We start from the raw sequence: 17,825 nt of genomic DNA on the forward strand, positions 1-17,825 counted from the left end.
AATATTTTTTTATTGTATATTTATCATAATAATATAACCAAAAATTAGAAAAGCAAAAAAAACTAGAAGTTAAATTAGCCCTATCCGTTAATATCCTAAAATAAGAATCTTTCACATAAAAACTTACTCTATACCTATTAACGAATTTAAACTCATAAAACTTCTAGTTTGTTTTTTTATATTAAGTATTATACACGTTACATATTCATATAATCTGGATTAAAATCAACACAAAGTATATACTCTTTACCTTCCACATTCTTAAATGTTGCTGCTATAGTTATACATAAATTACCCGTAGCTAAAGATATGTACGGTTCCGTAACATATTTATTAAGCTCCATAGTTTTTAAGAAATAATAATACTTTTTCAAAGAATGATTTGTTCCCTTTTTAGCAGGTCTGAATATGAGTGCTTTCTGAGATATCATATCTGTAAATTTAGTAGCTGTATCACCTACCTGGATACCATTTTCATCTAAAACATATACACATTCAAGTTTACTATTTTTATTAATAACACCATTTATAGATTCATCAAATTGTTCTTCCTTTAAATCTGAAAGTTTATTTAAAGCATCATTAATAACCTTATTGTAACCACTATAAATCATTTCTTTAGCATTTACTTCTTCTTCTATATATCTTCCATATTTTTCTGCCGTACCATATACAAGCTTTCTACTTGACTCTAGGAACTTTTCACCTAAATCAGAATCATTTTCGAAATAAGCTCCTTCAAGCATATCAGCACCAAGCTCCATGATAGTCATAGTTTCCTGTTCAGATACTATATCCTCACATACAACAAGTGCTCCAATTTTTTTAGATAAATTAACAAGTGATCTAAACACTTCTTGTCTGTAATAATCAACTTCTATTCCTTTAGTTAGAACACTATTTATTTTTATAATATCAGGCTCCACATAAGATATCTTATCCATATTTGCAAAACCTGTACCCAAATTTTTAAGTGCTACTAAAAATCCATTGCTTCTATACAAGTATATGAATTTTTTAAGTGCTTCTAAGTTAGTCATTTTCCCTTCTATAATTTGAAGTACAACGTTTTTACTTGCAATGCCTGAATCTGAAATTAAATTCATTATTGCACCTGAACCAATATACTTATCTATTACAGATATATTTACATCTATAAACAAAAGCAATTCTTTATTTTTTTTATAGACTTTTAAAAATTCTTTAACTGATTTTTCCCTATAAAGTCTGTCAAGCTCTATGGAAACATTTTGCTCATCGGCAGTCTTAAAAAGCTTTGATGCGGAAATAACTCCCCCATTACCATCTGAAGCTCCTAAACAAATTGCCTCTAAACCAATTACAGATTTTTTTATTACAGATACAACGGGTTGAAATTTTATAATTAAATTTTTATCAGCTAATATGTTTTTCATATCAACCTTTTTTGTCTCCATTATAGACCACCCTCCATTAATAAATATACTTAGAATTATACAGTATATTTATAAATAAAACAATAAATCTTAAGTTACATATTTATACTTTTCTAAATATTTAGGTACATGTTTTAAAAGAATGTCAATAAGCACAATATGTTTAATCCTAGTCATCGTGTAAATAAAATTGTCAATCTTGTGACGCATAATGTTCATTAAAGTGTCTATGTACACTCCTTAATTTTCCTCTAAAAATTCAATTTATATGTATGTACATCTAATTTGTAAGTCATATTTATTACCATTTTATTCTACTTTTCGAAAACAAATTAGTATACTTTGTTTCCTATATATCAAAACTAGTTGTTTTGACTGTTGAAATGATGATAAAGATATTCTACACTTAGGAATAACAAATATGAATTATTTAACAAATACTTATAAATAAGGTTACTAATCAAAACTATTACAAATAGGCTGTTTAAGTTAATTCAAATTGGCACTATATAATAGAAAATCTCTAGCTTAAAATTTAATTTTTATGAAAGGAGCTCAAAACATGCATAGATTCGAAGGTAAATATGCTATTGCTACAGGTGGGACAGATGGCATTACAAAGGAAAGTGTTATTCGTATGGGAAGAGAAGGATTAAGTGGTGCTATAATCGCTGGTAGAAATGAAAAGCGAGGTATAAAAGCTGCTGAAGAAATCAAAAATTTAACAGGTTGTGAGTGTTATTATGTGCAAACTGACGTCTCAAAACCAGAGGATATAGTAAATTTATTTAAAGTAGCAAGATTGAAGTTCCCTACTATTCACATTTTAGTAAATGGTGCTGGAATATGTCCATCAATGCCAATTGAAAATGTTGATGCGCGAGAATGGGACAGAGTAATGAACATTAATTTAAGAAGTATTCACCTATGTATATTAGAGGCTCTTAAATTTATGAAACCTCAGAAATATGGAAAGATCATCAACATTTCTTCTGCCTCAGGTAGAATTGGTGGTATTGAATCATCTATAGCTTATTCTGTATCAAAAGGTGGAATGATTACTGCTACTAAATGTTATGCAAAAGCATATGGTGCTTATAATATTAATGTAAATGGTATTTGTCCAGGAGCCATTAAAACAAATATGATTGCTAATTTCACTTACACAAGTGCTCCGGAAACTTTAATTAAACAAATCATTCCGTTAGGTAGATTCGGAAAAGTTGAGGATTGTAGTGGAGTTATAGCATTTCTAGCTAGTAATGATTCAAATTACATCACTGGATGCAGTATCGATGTAAATGGAGGAGTATTCATGAATTGAAAATAACGCACTTACTACCACCAGTAGCAGAAACCTATAATTGTACGGCCCTAAATAATAATTTAATAAGGCTTATATAATCTCCTAATATTTAAAATAGTTTTAGAGATTATATAAGCCTTATCCCATACAATTAATTATCTCATTTGTTTAATCCATAATCTTTGTTCTTTTGCTTATTTTTATAATGGCGTCATAGAATTTTAATTAGAAGCTTTCTTACCTATTCGTCGTACCGTTGTATCTATTCCTAGAAGTTTAGCTAAGTTACCACCAAAAATCTTACGCTTATCATCATCCGTCAAAGGTAAATAGCCATATTGCCATTGTAATTCCTCAGGAATTTGGAAATTGCGCAATCCTATGGCCGCTGCACCAATTTGAGCTCCAAATCCAGCACTGTCTGTACCCCAAATAATACGGTCTGAGCCCACAAATCGCATTGCTTCCCCAAGGATTTTTCCAAATTTATATGGTGCATTTAATGCCCAAGGTACAAGCAGACTTAAACATAAGTATATATTGGGATGCCCCATTGCTACCATATTTAGATCATCACAATATGGATAGCCCATGTGAAAAGCTACAATCTTTAAGTTTGGAAAATCACGAGCAACATCATCAAGTTGGATAGGCAAGCAATATTTGCTCTTCCCAGGTGGTACCCAACAAAAACCTGTATGAATATCTAACACGATATCGAGTTCCTCAGCTCTCCTATAAAATGGCCATAGTTCCGGATCATTAATATAGGTATCCTCTGGTGGATAGTATTTAAATATCTTTGCACCACGCTCTACCCAATATTCCATCTCCCATATAGCATTATCTACTCCTCTATGTTTAATAGGAGAAAGATTTGGTTCAATAATAAAGCGGTCGGGATGTTTTTGAACAACCTCCCAAGTATCACCATTAGTGCACCAACGACTGGAATACCCCGTAGTATCCATCATTGATTCAGGTAAAAGACATGCAATATCCACACTGTATTTATCCATTGCACGGAGGATATTTTCAGGATCAGTACTTTTTTGAAATTCCCAAGGTTCCAGCATATCTTTTAACTCTTTCGGTGACCCCTGTAATATGGGACGTGTAATGCCATCAATGGCTTTCCACCACATTTGCACACCTGGGAAATGATTAATTGGTTCCATATTGCCGATTAAATGGCATTCTGGATCTATTTTAAAGAAACTATCATCAAAATATTTTTCACTCATTTTAGTTGCTCCTTTCTTATATGAGAGGTAAACCTTCTCGTTTATCCATAAACTTTTTTGCACGTACATCCATCAAACCATTGTCTTTCCAAAGCTGTGGATAGTATTTTTCAAAACCTGCAGTAGGATTTACAGAACAGCGAATCCAACGTGGCTCAAATAAGTTCATGTAACATTGTTGACAGCGGATACATTTTACAATATCTTCATAACGCCCAGCTTTCACCTTTGCAGGCCAGTAAGGATCAGCAATAGATTGACGCCCTAGTGAAATAATGTCTGTCATTCCACTATTGATTGCATCAGCTGCCGTCTCTGGGTTAATAAAATTGGGTGTAATAACTGTTAAACCTCCACTTGCCTTTTTAAAACCAGGCGCCCATCGAGTAAAATCATTTTCACCATCAGGTGCGAATGCAGCTCCCGGATTTTCATAAGATCCTTGTGATACATTAAAATAATTTGCGCCTGCATCAGTAAAAATCTTGACTAGCTTACAAACTTCTTCATGTCCTAAACCACCTGGCATTAATTCATCACCAGAAAGGCGGCAACCCAATACCTTCTCCGGACCAACTTTTTTACGGATACGCTCAATGATATTTGTAACTATACGTGCACGATTTTCAGTACTTCCACCATACAAATCTGTACGATGATTAGAGCGTGGTGACAAGAATTGGTGCAAAAGATATCCATGTGGTGTATGAAGTTCCACACCATCATATCCAAGCTTATAAGCAGCACATGCCTGTTCTACCATGAATTTTTCTATCTTCTCTATTTCTTCAATAGTAAGCTCTCGTGGAGTATGTCCTTTGAGTACATGAAAAAATTCGGGACAATCTTTTTTTAAGTAGCTAAAGGCTTTAGCCCTAACATCCTCATACTCTTCATCACTAAGACTCTTTAATTTTTCAATTCCGCCAAGATCATCAATCAGCGTTATTCCTATTCGCTTGAATTGTTTAGCCCATCCACTGTTTAGGTTACGCAAATCTGTTTCCATAGGGATAGCTGAAGGAGCACCCGCAGCAACGTTATCGTGCATCATATCTGGATGCCCTTGTCGTCCCCAACCAGGAGAAAGCTGCATAAACACTTTTGTCCCCTTATATGAATGAATAACTTCGACCATTTGGCTCAAATATCGGTATTTCCTTGGGCTGTCACATAGTAGCGGATTAAGTGAATCACTGCCACGCCATGGATAAGGGTTTGCTACTACACATTCAGTGATGATAAGACCAAAACCACCCCTTGCCCTAGTCGCATACCATGCATTTGATTCTTCACTTGCATATCCTTCTGGGCCAGTGTAACCCATGTTCATTGGTGACATCGCAATTCTATTCTTCAGTTCTACATTACCAATTTGAATTGGCTCAAATAATATATCTGTATTCATTTAGATACCCTCCTTAATTTATTAACAATTGTCGTATCCTTAACATATTTATAATATTATTAACACATTTGTTAGATAATTGACATTTGTTATTTTTAAGTATAAAATACTTTTATTGTTAGTTCAACAGTCAAAATAGCTGGTTTTGATAAATAAAAAACAGAATGTACTAATCTGTTTCTAAAAAGGAGACTAAAATTATGAATAAAAATGACTTACGAGTTATCCGTACATACAAATCATTGACAGAAGCTTTTTTACAGCTTATGAGTGAAAAACATTTTGAAAATATAACAATAAATGAATTATGTGAAAGGGCAATGATTAGAAGAACGACATTTTACAAACATTTTGCAGATAAATATGAGTTTTTTGGTTTTTTCGTCAGGCGCCTACAAACTGATTTTGATGCAATAAATCCTGCTTCAACTGACTATAGTGACCCATATTCTTTTTATATCAGTATTACTCGTGATGTTCTTAGTTTCTTAAATCACCATGAAAAGTTTGTCCACATGGTATTAAGTAGTAATTTACTTCCTACTCTCCTTAACATACTTTCAGAACAAATTATTTCTGATATTACAGAAAAAATTAAAATTAGCATAAAAAAAGGTATAGCTGTGTCCGCATCTCCTGAAATAGTCGCATCTTTTTTCACTGGTGCAATAATTCATACAATTGGATGTTGGCTCATGCAAAAAAATAGAATATCAGAAGAAGAATTAATTAAAGAAGTAGAAAAAATTCTCCACAGGTTAACTATCGCTTAATGAAAAGTAATGTTTAAGAATTGCTAAATATCAACCTTATTAAAAATAAGCTGTTTCAACTATTGAAATTCATGAGCTGAATATATGGTAAAAATTAAGAGTGTCTGCTAAAATAATGTTTTGGCAGACACTCTTAATCTTTATAATTGACTAATTCTTATAGTAAATTGGGATTTTCAGGAGCGCCAGCGGAAGAAAATCTTCCTTGCTTTTATCTTTATGCGAAGTAACAGTATTTTGTAAACTGTTTAAATAAAATTGTATAAATCTTAGGGTGATATTTTGAAATTTCTTAGGAGCTTCATATCTTAAGGCATTACTTTATATAATCTTTTATTCCAGATTTTCTGCAGCGCTAGCGGAAGAAAACCTTCCTTGCCTTTACTTCTATGCAAAGTAACAGTATTTTGTAAACTGTTTAAATAAAATTGTATAAATCTTAGGGTAATATTTTGAAAAGACTTAGAAATTTCAATCTGTTTGAACGTTAGTGAGTTATTGAAATTTCTTAGGAGCTTCATATCTTAAGGCATTATCTTATATAATCTTTTATTCCAGATTTTCCGCAGCGCCAGCGGAAGAAAATCCTCCTTGCCTTTACTCTAAACCAAATAACAGTGTTTTGGAAACAATTTAAATAAAACTCAATAGAACTTTGCCTCAAATAATAAAAAGACTTAGAAATTTTAATTTGTCTGAGCTTTTTTCAGCGAGTTATTAAAATTTCTTAGGCTTTTTATTAATTGAGGCTTAGTTCTATGAGTTTTATTTAATGTTTCCAAAATACCGTTATTTGGCAGTTTAACCCCTGAATCTATATCCGGCACCCCAAACAGTTTCAATATATTCCGGATTAGAAGTGTCCTTTTCAATTTTCTCTCTTATCTTTTTTATATGAACCGTAACTGTAGCTATTTCACCTAAAGAATCCATTCCCCATATCTTATCAAATAGCTCTTCTTTGCTAAAAACTCTATCTGGATTTTGAGCCAAGAACACTAAAAGGTCAAATTCCTTAGCTGTAAATTGTACTTCACGGTCATTTACAAAAACCTTTCTAGATGCTTTATTTATATTAAGACCTCTCACTTCAATTTCATTATACAAATCGTCACCATTACTATTTACTAATCTCTCATATCTGCTTATATGTGCCTTAACTCTTGCCACAAGCTCACTAGGGCTGAAAGGTTTTGTCATATAATCATCAGCCCCAATTCCCAGACCTCTTATCTTATCTATATCCTCTTTCTTTGCAGATACCATTAAAATAGGGATATTTTTTATTTTTCTTATTTGCTTACATACCTCAAAACCATCTAATTCAGGCAGCATTAAATCAAGTATAATAAGATTATAATTTTGGTTTTTTGCAGCTTCCAGTCCAGATTTTCCTGAAGTCTCTATATCAACTTTAAAATTACTAAGTTCTAGATAATCTTTTTCAAGTTCTGCTATACTAACTTCATCTTCAATAATTAAAATCTTTTTCATTTTAATACCCCCAAATATAATAGTCTCATATCATTTTCCTATAATTATATCCTTATGAGTTACTTTATTCAAATCTTAATGCTTCCATAGGACTCAATTTTGATGCTTTGTTTGCAGGATATATACCAAATACTATACCTACAAGAACAGAGAATAAGAACGAGCCTAAAACCACATTAGTTGAAATAGCAACATTGGTTTTTAATACTACTGCTAAAAGCCTTGATCCTCCACACCCTATAGCAACTCCTATTATTCCTCCTATAGCACTCAAACTAGCCGCTTCAATTAAAAATTGTATTAGTATAGTTCTTCTTTTTGCACCAATTGCTTTTCTTATTCCTATTTCTCTAGTTCTCTCTATTACTGAAACAAGCATAATATTCATAATCCCTATACCACCAACTATAAGTGAAATGGCAGCTGTGCCTGTAAGCATTGTTGTCATACTACTAGTAGTTTTAGTAGCAGTATCTAAAATACTGGATTGACTTAAAATTCTATAGTTGCTATTGGCAGTATTATTACTACTGCTGTTTTCCTCTACATCTCTATACTTGTTGTTAAGAAATAGCTGTAAATATCCCATAGCCTCATCTACTGTATCCTTACTTTGAGCTTCTGCATAGAATGTTTTTATTTGTGTTGTTTGCATAAGCCTTTCAGCTGTACTTAATGGTACTATTATCTGATCATCATTAGAACCAGATATTGAGCTTCCTGTTGAAGTTAGTATTCCCACTATGGTAAAATCAACTCCATTTACATTTATTGTTTCACCAACAACATCTGTGGAATTAAAAAGTTCATTTGCAACATCTATACCAACTACAGCAACCTTATATCTATCATCAACATCTCTGCTATTTATAAATCTTCCAGAACTCACTGAAACATTTCTTATACTTGCATAATTAGCTGTACTTGCCTCCATACTTGTTGATGCCGTATTATCGCCTGCTTTGACATTAACATTACCAGTTAAAACTGGTGCTATATCCTTTATGCCAGGCTTTGTCTTCAATACATTTAATTCCTCTTGCGATATAGCCTTATTTCTATTTCCGATTATATTTACTGATATAAGGTTTGTCCCAAGGCTTTCAATTTGGCTAGAAACACTGTCCTTAGTTCCCTGTCCTATGCCCACAAGAACTATTACAGATGCTATACCTATTATTATACCAAGCATAGTAAGAAATGATCTCACTTTATTTGACCAAATGGATTTTATAGACATACTTACAAGTCTCGCAAATTCCATACTATTTCCTCCCTTCCTGAGTATTCTTTTCATCCGAAATTATCCTTCCATCCCTTACCGTAACTATTCTCTTCGCTTCTTTAGCTATATTCATATCATGAGTTATAAGAATAATCGTATTGCCTTCTTCATTTATTTTCTTAATCATCTCTATAACTTCTATACCAGTTTTACTATCAAGTGCTCCCGTAGGTTCATCTGCCAATATAATTTCAGGGTTAGAAGCCAGCGCCCTAGCAATAGCTACTCTCTGCTTCTGACCTCCTGATAATTCTGAAGGCTTATGATTTATATGTTCTTCAAGTCCAACCTTCTTAATAACTTCCATAGACTTACTTCTTATTTCGCTAGAACCTACTCCCTGGTATATAAGAGGTAATTCTACATTCTCTCTAACATTTAATTTAGGAAGCAAGTTATAGTTTTGAAATATAAATCCTATTTTTTTATTTCTTATTTCTGCAAGCTTATTATCACTACAGTTGGTGTTAACTCCATCCAAAAGATATTCTCCTTCACTAGCATTATCAAGACATCCTATAATATTCATAAGTGTTGATTTTCCAGCTCCTGATGGACCTACAATAGATACAAATTCACCTTTTGAAATCTCTAAATTAATATCACTTAAGGCTCTATATTCATTTTTACCCATTTTATAAACCTTACCTAAATTTTTCATTTTAATTGATAAAGGCATTCTTACACCTTCTTTCATACATTATTTGTTAGATGATTTATTGCCCCCTTGGGACTGCCTGCCACCGCTCATTCCTCCAAATCCGCCCATTGATCCAAAACCACCTCTACTATTTTGTGAATTAGTACTTGTAGTTTGAGGAAGCTGAATCATAACCTTTTGTCCTTCATTTATACCTGAAGTTATCTCAACATAATTTTCATTTTCCAGTCCTGTTTGAACCTGAACTAAGTTTCCAGCCATATTAGTTCTTGATCCACTGTTTTCACTTCTTGAACTTGATTTATTATAACTTTCCTGAGAATCTGCCTTTGAACCATTGCTGCTTTGAACTCTTACGTATTTGTTTCCATTTCTTTCTACAAGTGCTTCAACTGGAATAACTAATGCATTCTGTTTTGATGTGACTTTTATATTTACATTGGCATTCATACCTAATTTTATAGCTGAATCTGCATTATCAACATTTACAACAACAGAATATGTAGTTACATTATTAGTAGTAGTACCAAGCTGAGATATAGTTTGTACAGTTCCTGAATATGTTTTACCACTTATAGCATCAAATTTTATATCTGCTTTTTGTCCAACTTGTACTTTTGATATATCAAGTTCGTCTACCGAAAGATTTACTTTTAACGAACTTGTATCAGCTATTGTAATAAGAGCTTTTCCCTGCTGAGCAGTATCTCCATTATTATTATTTTTAGCAACAACAAGTCCTCCTATTGGAGCCGTTAATGTCATCGCATTTTGCTGATCCTGCGCACTTTGAAGAGCACTTTGATCCGACTCAAGTGTAAGTTCTGCCTTTTGTTTATCTGCATCAACTTTTGCACTGTTTACCGCAAGTTGATCCTGCTGAACAGCTAAATTTTCCTTATTAACCTGCTGATTTATAGTATCGCTTCCAACATACGCAATTGTCTGACCTGATGTAACGGTATCCCCAACATTTACATTTAAATTTTCAATAGTTCCTGTATTATTTGCCACTACATCCTTTGTCTGCGCTGCCCCAACCGTTCCTGTACCCGATACTGTAACATCTATATTACTTTTCTTAGCAGCTACAGCATAATATCTATTATTCGTCAAACTTTTAGCACTTACAGATTTTTTATAAAAATAATATGCTCCTCCACCTGCAAGACAAACTATAAAAACACCAACTATTATATTAATAACTTTTTTATTCATAGCGTAAACCTCCTATTAACTTTCTAATTTATTAATTTTTATAGAAAACCATATTTCAGTTCCAATATCTTTCTTACTTTTTGCTCCTACTCTGCCTCCGTGTTCATCTATTATTTTTTTACATATTGCAAGACCTAACCCACTGCCACCATGTAAAGTATTTCTTGATGAATCTTCTCTGTAAAATCTATCAAAAATATATGGAAGAGCTTCTTCAGATATTCCCTTGCCATTATCCTTAACTTTTACAGTCACATACTCATCATCACTGCTCATTTCCACACTAATTTTACCTTCCGCCTTATTCATATACTTAATCGAGTTTGAAATTATATTTGTTATTACTCTGCTTATACTTTGAACATCTATATGGGTAATTATTTTTCCCTTTGCTAAATTGTTATAATAAAATTCCATGCCGTTCTTTTCAACATCAAATCTGCATTCCTCCATAATGTCACTCATGTATTTCACAAAATCTATATCAATAAAATGAAATGGAAGCTTTTTTAAATCCAATTTAGAATAAGTTAGAAGTTCTTCTATAAGATGATCCATGCTTTGAGTTTTATTGTATATAGTATTTATATATTTATCCATTTTTTGAGGGGTATCTGCAACACCATCCTTTATTCCTTCAACATATCCCTTTATTGCCGTTAATGGAGTTTTTAAATCATGTGATATATTTGATATAAGTTCTTTCCTATTGTCTTCATATTGTATTTGCAGTTCAATTGATTCCTTTAATTTTTTTCTCATATCATCAAAAGCTTCACATACTTCTCCTATTTCATCCTTCGATTCAGCCTTAACCTCAAAATTTAAATTTCCATCCCTAATCTGTTCTGTACCTACCTTAAGCTGTTTTAAGGGAATAATTATAGATCTTGATACCAAAAATGTTATAAAACCACTTGTCAAACACACTATTAGTATTATTGAAATTATAATAGCTATAACAAATTCCTTTGATATCTCCAATAACTTACTCGAATCTATTATGAAAAATAAGTTTCCCTCTTTTCCATTTGAAAACACAAATTTAATCTGTTTTACAATCAAATTACTATCATCATAAATATTTTGTGATTCCCTGAATTTTTCTTTACGGGTACTGTAATTAGCATTAACTATTTCATTAAGCAACTTCTTATTATTTTTTGAACCACCATTAAAAATAATTTTGTCATTCTTTTCTACAATAATATACGAATTTTTCTGTACTAGCGATTTGTTTAGATCTTTCAAAAAATTTCCATTTAAAAAGTCATCGGGAACCGCATCCAATTGTTTTTGTATATAATCAAACTGTTTCATATCAATAAATTTTAATTCCATATACGGATTTAAGAAAGGTCGTTCTCTTCTAGTGTCTATACTATAATAGGAATATAACTTTTTATTATATAAATTATTTAATCCAACAAAGGTAAATATACACAGAACAAGCGGAATTACGCACATTGCAATATTAGATAAAACAAGTTTAGTTTTTATTGACAATTGTAAGCTCCTCTCTATAATTTTTTAATAAACCAAAGTATATCCTGCTTTATATATTTTATCTTACTCTCTTATTCTTAAACCACTATAAATTAAATATAAATATTGCATAAATATTGCGAAGTAATAATTTTGAGGAACATTAAATAAAGCTCATAAATGAAAGCACCAAATTATAAAAATGCTAATAGCTTCTAATAACTCGCCTTTAGGCTCAGACAAATTAAAATCTCTAAGTATTTTTATAATTTGGTGCAAGACTTATTGAGCTTTATTTAAATCGTTTCCCAAAACTATTACTTCGGTTGAAACAAAAGCAAGGAAAATTTTCTTCCGCTAAGGCTGTCGAAACTCAAGACCTAAAAAAACAGTGCAAATTAATATGCACTGCTTCTCAGTTTCAAATTTATATTAGTTTTCTATTTTTAAAAAAGCTATACTTTAAATAACCGCTTATTTACACACTTATTTAAAGCATAACTTCCCCTTACCCCTAAATGGTACAAATTTTCATAAATATTATTTACAACATATCTTTATACATTTCCAAGTGTTGCAACCATAATAGCCTTTATTGAATGAAGTCTATTTTCTGCTTCATCAAATGCTAACGAATAATCACTTTCAAAAACTTCATCTGTAACCTCAAATGGAAGCTCATTAAATTCTTCATAAATGTCTTTTGCCGCATCTGTACTAAAATCGTGAAATGCAGGAAGGCAATGCATGAACTTTACATTCGGATTTTTAGTCTTAGAAATCATATCCATATTTATTTGATATGGTTTAAGCATTTTAAGTCTTTCCAACCACACTTTTCTGTCCTCTCCCATTGAAACCCACACATCTGTATATAATACATCCGCACCAAGTACAGCTTCATCTACGTTATCATTAAGTGTTATTGTTGCCCCTGTTGTCTTTCCTATCTCAATACATTTTTTCACTAAATCATCACTTGGGAATAACTTTTTAGGCGCTGCAATTCTAAAATCCATCCCCATTTTAGCTGCCCCAATCATTAAAGCATTTGATACATTATTTCTTCCATCGCCGCAATATACAAATTTTATTTCATTAAGTGGTTTATTAAACTTTTCTCTTAAAGTCATAAAGTTTGCAATAACCTGAGTTGGATGCTCCTCATCCGTAAGTCCATTCCATACTGGGACATGAGAATATTTAGCTAATGTTTCAACTATTTCTTGACCGTAACCTCTATATTCAATAGCATCAAACATTCTCCCAAGCACTCTTGCTGTATCTTTTATAGATTCTTTTTTACTTATTTGACTTCCCGTAGAGCCTATGTAAACAGCATGAGCTCCCTGATCATGTGCTGCAACTTCAAAAGAACATCTAGTTCTAGTAGAATCTTTTTCAAATATTAAAGCTATATTCTTTCCCTTCAAATATTGTATTTCCGCACCCTTTTTTTTATCTTCCTTTAATTTTTTACCCAAATCAAGTAAATATTTTATATCTTCTGGAGAAAAATCAAGCAAAGATAAGAAGTTTTTATTATTTAAATACCCCATATTAATCCTCCTAATCTATGATCAAATATTATTTTGTTATAAATATTCATTGTTTTGAATAATTATAACATTAATTTAATAATAATTCAACCTTTATAGTTTAGGAGATTCAATTCATAATTTATAAATATTGCGAACTAACATTGATTTGCAACATTAAAAAAATTATATAAATCTTATGATATGTGGGGTTTGGGTCAAAGACCCGTTATCCCTTTGTATAAAATACAGACTATCTTAATATTTACGATTAATAACTTTGATTTATAAATATACGGAATTTTATGCATAGATTAAATTAGTAAATTACTATTTAGACAAGTAAACTTTCAATAAGACTTGCTTCAAATTATAAAAAGACTTATAAATTTTAATTTGTCTGAGCTTTTTTTTCAGCAAGTTATTAAACATTTGGCCACACACAAACTTTTCGCCCAGATTTTCCGCAGCAGAGCGTAAGAAAATCTTCCTTGCTTTTCTCCTATGGGAAGTAACAGTATTTATTTATTTGAAGAACCAGTATCTTCTAACTAGTCCTTTTTTCCATTCATCTACTATTTCTTTTTCAAAAGTTCCTCCATTTTCCTCAATAATTTTTTTAGATCCTATATTTGAGGAAGCACAAGTCACAAGAATTGGAGAAACATTAAGCTCTTTAGATTTTTTAAGTCCCAACTTCAAAATAATTTTGCCATATCCCTTTTTCCTTTGAAGCGGTGCTATATCATATCCTATATTTCCTGCTATATCTTTTAGAAATTTACTTGTAAGCTCTTTTCGTATCCTTACTACCCCTAGTATATCTTCATTCTTATCTACTAACCAGTAATTACAGCATGGTACCCAGCCCTCTTTGAGATTTATACCCCTAGCTTCATTTTGAATTTTTATAACATAACTATGAAAATCCTCTAAGGCCTTACTGTACATATCAAAATATTCTTTTTCTCCGTATATTTCATATTGCTTGACCATATTTTGAAATGCTTCTCTATATTTTAAGGAAGGTTCTACAAGTCTTATGTTATTATCCATATTGACTGTTCTCCTATTCTTCCTCTGTATAATCATCAATTATCTTTTTAGCAATATTTTTTATGACACTAGCTTGTGCTATCAAAGTCATCACTATGGTAAACACAACTATTTTATCTTCATCTTTTTCATTTAAATCAAATTTTTCCGTTATACCTTTAAGTTTTTCTTTACTAAAATATTGCTCTGCAAACACAGTATCAAAATAATCTTTTTGAACATCAGAAAATACTTTATACGCTTGCTCCCATGATATTATGTCATCACTGCTGTCATTTATTTCATTAAAAGCTAACTTAAAAACTTTTTTTATTTCATCTGTACTAAGGACAGGCCTCATATAACTTAAAAGTAAAAGCTGCGCTATATGGTCTTTTGTATAACCTTTTTTTCTGCCATCCTCAGGTTTTGATATAACACCACTCTTAATATAATTTTGTACTATATTATTAGTATACTTTTCGCTTTTAAATTTATCGTTTAAGAAATCTATAACCTGTGATAAAAATAAATCTAGCTTCGGTAATTCATCATAAGATATTATGCTATCTGCTGCTATACCTGCTACTAGTTTTTTTATAGTATTTATATCAAATTCCTCTTTCATGATAAGTACCTCCATCATTATTAAATTTATTTACAAAAATCATAATATATAGCCATAAGCTTATTATGTTTAAAATATATGAATCTTTTAGTTACATTATAAGTTAAATATAACCCTATTACAAGTTATCTTTTATCTAAAGTGGCCTGTAAATTAGTGATATTTCGAGATAAACAGTGCTTGTACACTTTTTTTGTTTTAAATAATTATTTAAACCCTAAAATAAGTTTATTTATATATTGTAATATGGTATTTAATATTATATAATTTACTCATAACTTAAATAACCTTTAAAAATACATACTCAACGGATTTATTTTATTATATAATTAGATATATAGATATATCTTTAGGGGGTGTTTAAAATAAAACGAAAAAATATAGTAGCGTGTTTTCTTTTTATCTTTATGTTTTTTACTGCAAATATATTTATTCCATCAAATATAAAAGATTACACGCTGCAAAATAATATAGTATATGCCTCTCCAAGAGGTGGATTTCACTCGGGAAGTTTCAGTTCCCACTCAAGTTCTAGCAGTGGAGGATTTAAATCAGGCAGCTTTAGTAACTCTCATTCAAGTAGCTCAAAAAGTTCTAAATCAGGATTGTTTGGAGGTTCCAGTAATAAAGGTTCCAGCTCTAGTTACTCACAAAAGCGAAGCTACATACCAATACCAATCCCTATATTTGGACATCATTACTACGGAGGCAGTTATGGAATGGGATCATTTTTTGTATTCCGCATTATAAAATTTATATTATTTATAATAGTGGTAATATTTATATATAGATTCATTAAAAAAATGCGAAGATAATAAAATTATTAGGAGGAAAAAAATTATGGGAATATTTAAAAGAGTATCTAATATGATGAAGGCAAAGGTAAACAATACACTAGACGAAATGGAAAATCCAATTGAATTACTTGATCAAAAAATAAGGGATATGGAAGAAAGCCTTAATAATGCCAAGATTTCTTCAGCACAAATACTTGGAAATGTTCATGAAATAGAAAAGAAACTTCAAAAAGCTAAACTTGAATCAAGCGATTATGATGCTAAAGTAAAACTTGCTGTAAAAGCTGGCAATGATGAACTTGCTAAAAAAGCTTTAGAAAGAAAACTAGATGCTGACAAACGTTCAGAAGCTTTAACCAAAAGCTATAACGATGCTTCACAAAAAGCCAAAGTTTTAAAAGATAAATTGAGATCTCTAGAAGATGAAATAGAAAAAACAAGAGCTTACAGGGACGAAGCTGCTGCAAGATATAATAATGCTGAAGCTACAGAGAAAGTAAATGAAGTTATAGCTAATGTAGACACAGGTTCAAACAACATAAATCTTGATGATATAGAAAGAAAAATTGAAAAGAAAGAATCTATGGCAGAAGGTTTAGGAGATTTAAAGGAAGAAGATTCATTAGATAAAGAATTTGAAAAACTAAATGAAGTAAATCTTGATGATGAACTTGCAAAATACAAAAATGACACTAAATAAGGAGCTAGCTTATGAGTAAAACAGAAGATTTTATAAAATCAGAGAAAGATCATTATGGGAAAGTATTTTCAGATATATCATTTGCAATAAATGATATATCTGATTTCCTAGATAAAAATACACTGCATAACAGAAAATATGTATCTAGAGTACCCGTATTGTCTAAATACATGGAAATTTTAGACTCAGCCAATTCCGAAAGTAAAAAAGGTGGTTTCTTTAATAACGTTTTTAACGGAAATAAGTATATAGATCTTATTGAAAGTTACAAAAGTGACAACTTAAAAGATTTTAATCAACTTGAAAATTGTTCAACCTGTGAATGTCTAAGATGTACCTCTGAATGTAAATTTGATTCCTGTAATGGATGCTGTGATGGTAGGCGAGTTGCATATTGCGATCATAAACGCACAAACGTAGTACTATGGAAGAACAAAATTTTAAATTTAACCAACAATTCCACTGGAGAAGATGATAGGTATTCAGTTTTAGCCTTAGTTCAGGATATTCTAAAGGACAAGCGCTATATACTAATTGAAAATCTAATTAACTCCGAAAGATTTATTCTATACTATACACCTGGAATTTCCGAAGATTCCTATGGTGAAATAACAAATGAGGATGACTTCAATTTCGCAGCATCTGCTTATGAAAATTTATCACGCTAGTAGTATAAATAAAATTATATACAAAAATTTCTTGGCTAAATTTTTATTTTAAAGAGCTGTTGTATTTATTAAAAGAATTAATAACCCTTAGTTTGTAAAGTACCTTTTACCAAAACCTCAAACTAAAGTTAATTTCTACTTCTTTTATTAATGCAGTAGCTCGATTTCTT

Annotated in this window: 16 protein-coding genes; 5 read left to right on the forward strand and 11 right to left on the reverse strand. The window is 31.1% G+C overall.

Features of this window, described 5'->3' with window-relative positions:
- Positions 1 to 197: 197 nt before the first annotated feature.
- On the reverse strand, positions 198 to 1,436 hold the full coding sequence (locus tag BEE63_RS08160; protein WP_066020923.1) for an EAL domain-containing protein: 1,239 nt from the start codon (positions 1,434 to 1,436) through the stop codon (positions 198 to 200).
- 541 nt (positions 1,437 to 1,977) lie between these two features.
- Between BEE63_RS08160 and BEE63_RS08165 the strand changes: the two genes are divergently transcribed.
- Complete coding sequence (locus tag BEE63_RS08165) at positions 1,978 to 2,739, forward strand: SDR family NAD(P)-dependent oxidoreductase (RefSeq protein ID WP_066020924.1); 762 nt, start codon at positions 1,978 to 1,980, stop codon at positions 2,737 to 2,739.
- A gap of 203 nt (positions 2,740 to 2,942) precedes the next feature.
- Here the strand turns inward: BEE63_RS08165 and BEE63_RS08170 are convergent, their stop codons facing one another.
- On the reverse strand, positions 2,943 to 3,965 hold the full coding sequence (locus BEE63_RS08170; protein ID WP_066020925.1) for an amidohydrolase family protein: 1,023 nt from the start codon (positions 3,963 to 3,965) through the stop codon (positions 2,943 to 2,945).
- A 16-nt stretch (positions 3,966 to 3,981) separates the two neighbouring features.
- Positions 3,982 to 5,373: an NADH:flavin oxidoreductase gene (locus tag BEE63_RS08175; RefSeq protein WP_066020926.1), complete on the reverse strand. Its 1,392-nt coding sequence runs from the start codon at positions 5,371 to 5,373 to the stop codon at positions 3,982 to 3,984.
- Positions 5,374 to 5,573: 200 nt separating this feature from the next.
- On the opposite strand from BEE63_RS08175, the gene BEE63_RS08180 reads away from it, so the two are divergent.
- Positions 5,574 to 6,146 carry a TetR/AcrR family transcriptional regulator gene (locus BEE63_RS08180; protein ID WP_242874747.1) on the forward strand — a complete coding sequence of 191 codons (573 nt, stop codon included), beginning with the start codon at positions 5,574 to 5,576 and terminating at the stop codon, positions 6,144 to 6,146.
- Positions 6,147 to 6,947: 801 nt separating this feature from the next.
- Here BEE63_RS08180 and BEE63_RS08185 read toward each other — a convergent pair.
- From BEE63_RS08185 to BEE63_RS08220, 8 genes are all read right to left on the reverse strand, one after another.
- The gene (locus tag BEE63_RS08185) at positions 6,948 to 7,640 is read right to left on the reverse strand and encodes a response regulator transcription factor (RefSeq protein ID WP_066020928.1); all 693 of its coding nucleotides are present in this window, start codon (positions 7,638 to 7,640) and stop codon (positions 6,948 to 6,950) included.
- Between the two features lie 64 nt (positions 7,641 to 7,704).
- On the reverse strand, positions 7,705 to 8,904 hold the full coding sequence (locus tag BEE63_RS08190) for an ABC transporter permease (RefSeq protein WP_066020929.1): 1,200 nt from the start codon (positions 8,902 to 8,904) through the stop codon (positions 7,705 to 7,707).
- A gap of 1 nt (position 8,905) precedes the next feature.
- A complete protein-coding gene (locus BEE63_RS08195; protein WP_066023196.1) occupies positions 8,906 to 9,604 on the reverse strand; it encodes an ABC transporter ATP-binding protein in 699 nt (232 codons plus the stop codon).
- A gap of 21 nt (positions 9,605 to 9,625) precedes the next feature.
- On the reverse strand, positions 9,626 to 10,804 hold the full coding sequence (locus BEE63_RS08200) for an efflux RND transporter periplasmic adaptor subunit (RefSeq protein WP_066020930.1): 1,179 nt from the start codon (positions 10,802 to 10,804) through the stop codon (positions 9,626 to 9,628).
- 15 nt (positions 10,805 to 10,819) lie between these two features.
- Positions 10,820 to 12,310, reverse strand: coding sequence for a sensor histidine kinase (locus BEE63_RS08205; protein WP_066020931.1), 1,491 nt, complete (start codon positions 12,308 to 12,310; stop codon positions 10,820 to 10,822).
- A gap of 536 nt (positions 12,311 to 12,846) precedes the next feature.
- Positions 12,847 to 13,848, reverse strand: coding sequence for an ornithine carbamoyltransferase (argF, locus tag BEE63_RS08210; protein ID WP_066020932.1), 1,002 nt, complete (start codon positions 13,846 to 13,848; stop codon positions 12,847 to 12,849).
- A 504-nt stretch (positions 13,849 to 14,352) separates the two neighbouring features.
- Positions 14,353 to 14,883: a GNAT family N-acetyltransferase gene (locus BEE63_RS08215; protein ID WP_066020933.1), complete on the reverse strand. Its 531-nt coding sequence runs from the start codon at positions 14,881 to 14,883 to the stop codon at positions 14,353 to 14,355.
- Between the two features lie 13 nt (positions 14,884 to 14,896).
- Positions 14,897 to 15,490 carry a DUF1836 domain-containing protein gene (locus BEE63_RS08220; protein WP_066020934.1) on the reverse strand — a complete coding sequence of 198 codons (594 nt, stop codon included), beginning with the start codon at positions 15,488 to 15,490 and terminating at the stop codon, positions 14,897 to 14,899.
- Between the two features lie 492 nt (positions 15,491 to 15,982).
- On the opposite strand from BEE63_RS08220, the gene BEE63_RS21645 reads away from it, so the two are divergent.
- The 3 genes from BEE63_RS21645 to BEE63_RS08235 all read left to right on the forward strand — a co-directional run bounded on the left by BEE63_RS21645 (position 15,983) and on the right by BEE63_RS08235 (position 17,655).
- Positions 15,983 to 16,240: a hypothetical protein gene (locus tag BEE63_RS21645; RefSeq protein WP_175400839.1), complete on the forward strand. Its 258-nt coding sequence runs from the start codon at positions 15,983 to 15,985 to the stop codon at positions 16,238 to 16,240.
- A 90-nt stretch (positions 16,241 to 16,330) separates the two neighbouring features.
- On the forward strand, positions 16,331 to 16,987 hold the full coding sequence (locus tag BEE63_RS08230) for a PspA/IM30 family protein (RefSeq protein WP_066020936.1): 657 nt from the start codon (positions 16,331 to 16,333) through the stop codon (positions 16,985 to 16,987).
- Between the two features lie 11 nt (positions 16,988 to 16,998).
- Complete coding sequence (locus tag BEE63_RS08235) at positions 16,999 to 17,655, forward strand: DUF1292 domain-containing protein (protein WP_066020937.1); 657 nt, start codon at positions 16,999 to 17,001, stop codon at positions 17,653 to 17,655.
- The last annotated feature ends 170 nt before the right edge of the window (positions 17,656 to 17,825 follow it).

This window comes from Clostridium pasteurianum (assembly GCF_001705235.1).
GTDB classification, from domain to species: domain Bacteria; phylum Bacillota; class Clostridia; order Clostridiales; family Clostridiaceae; genus Clostridium_S; species Clostridium_S pasteurianum_A.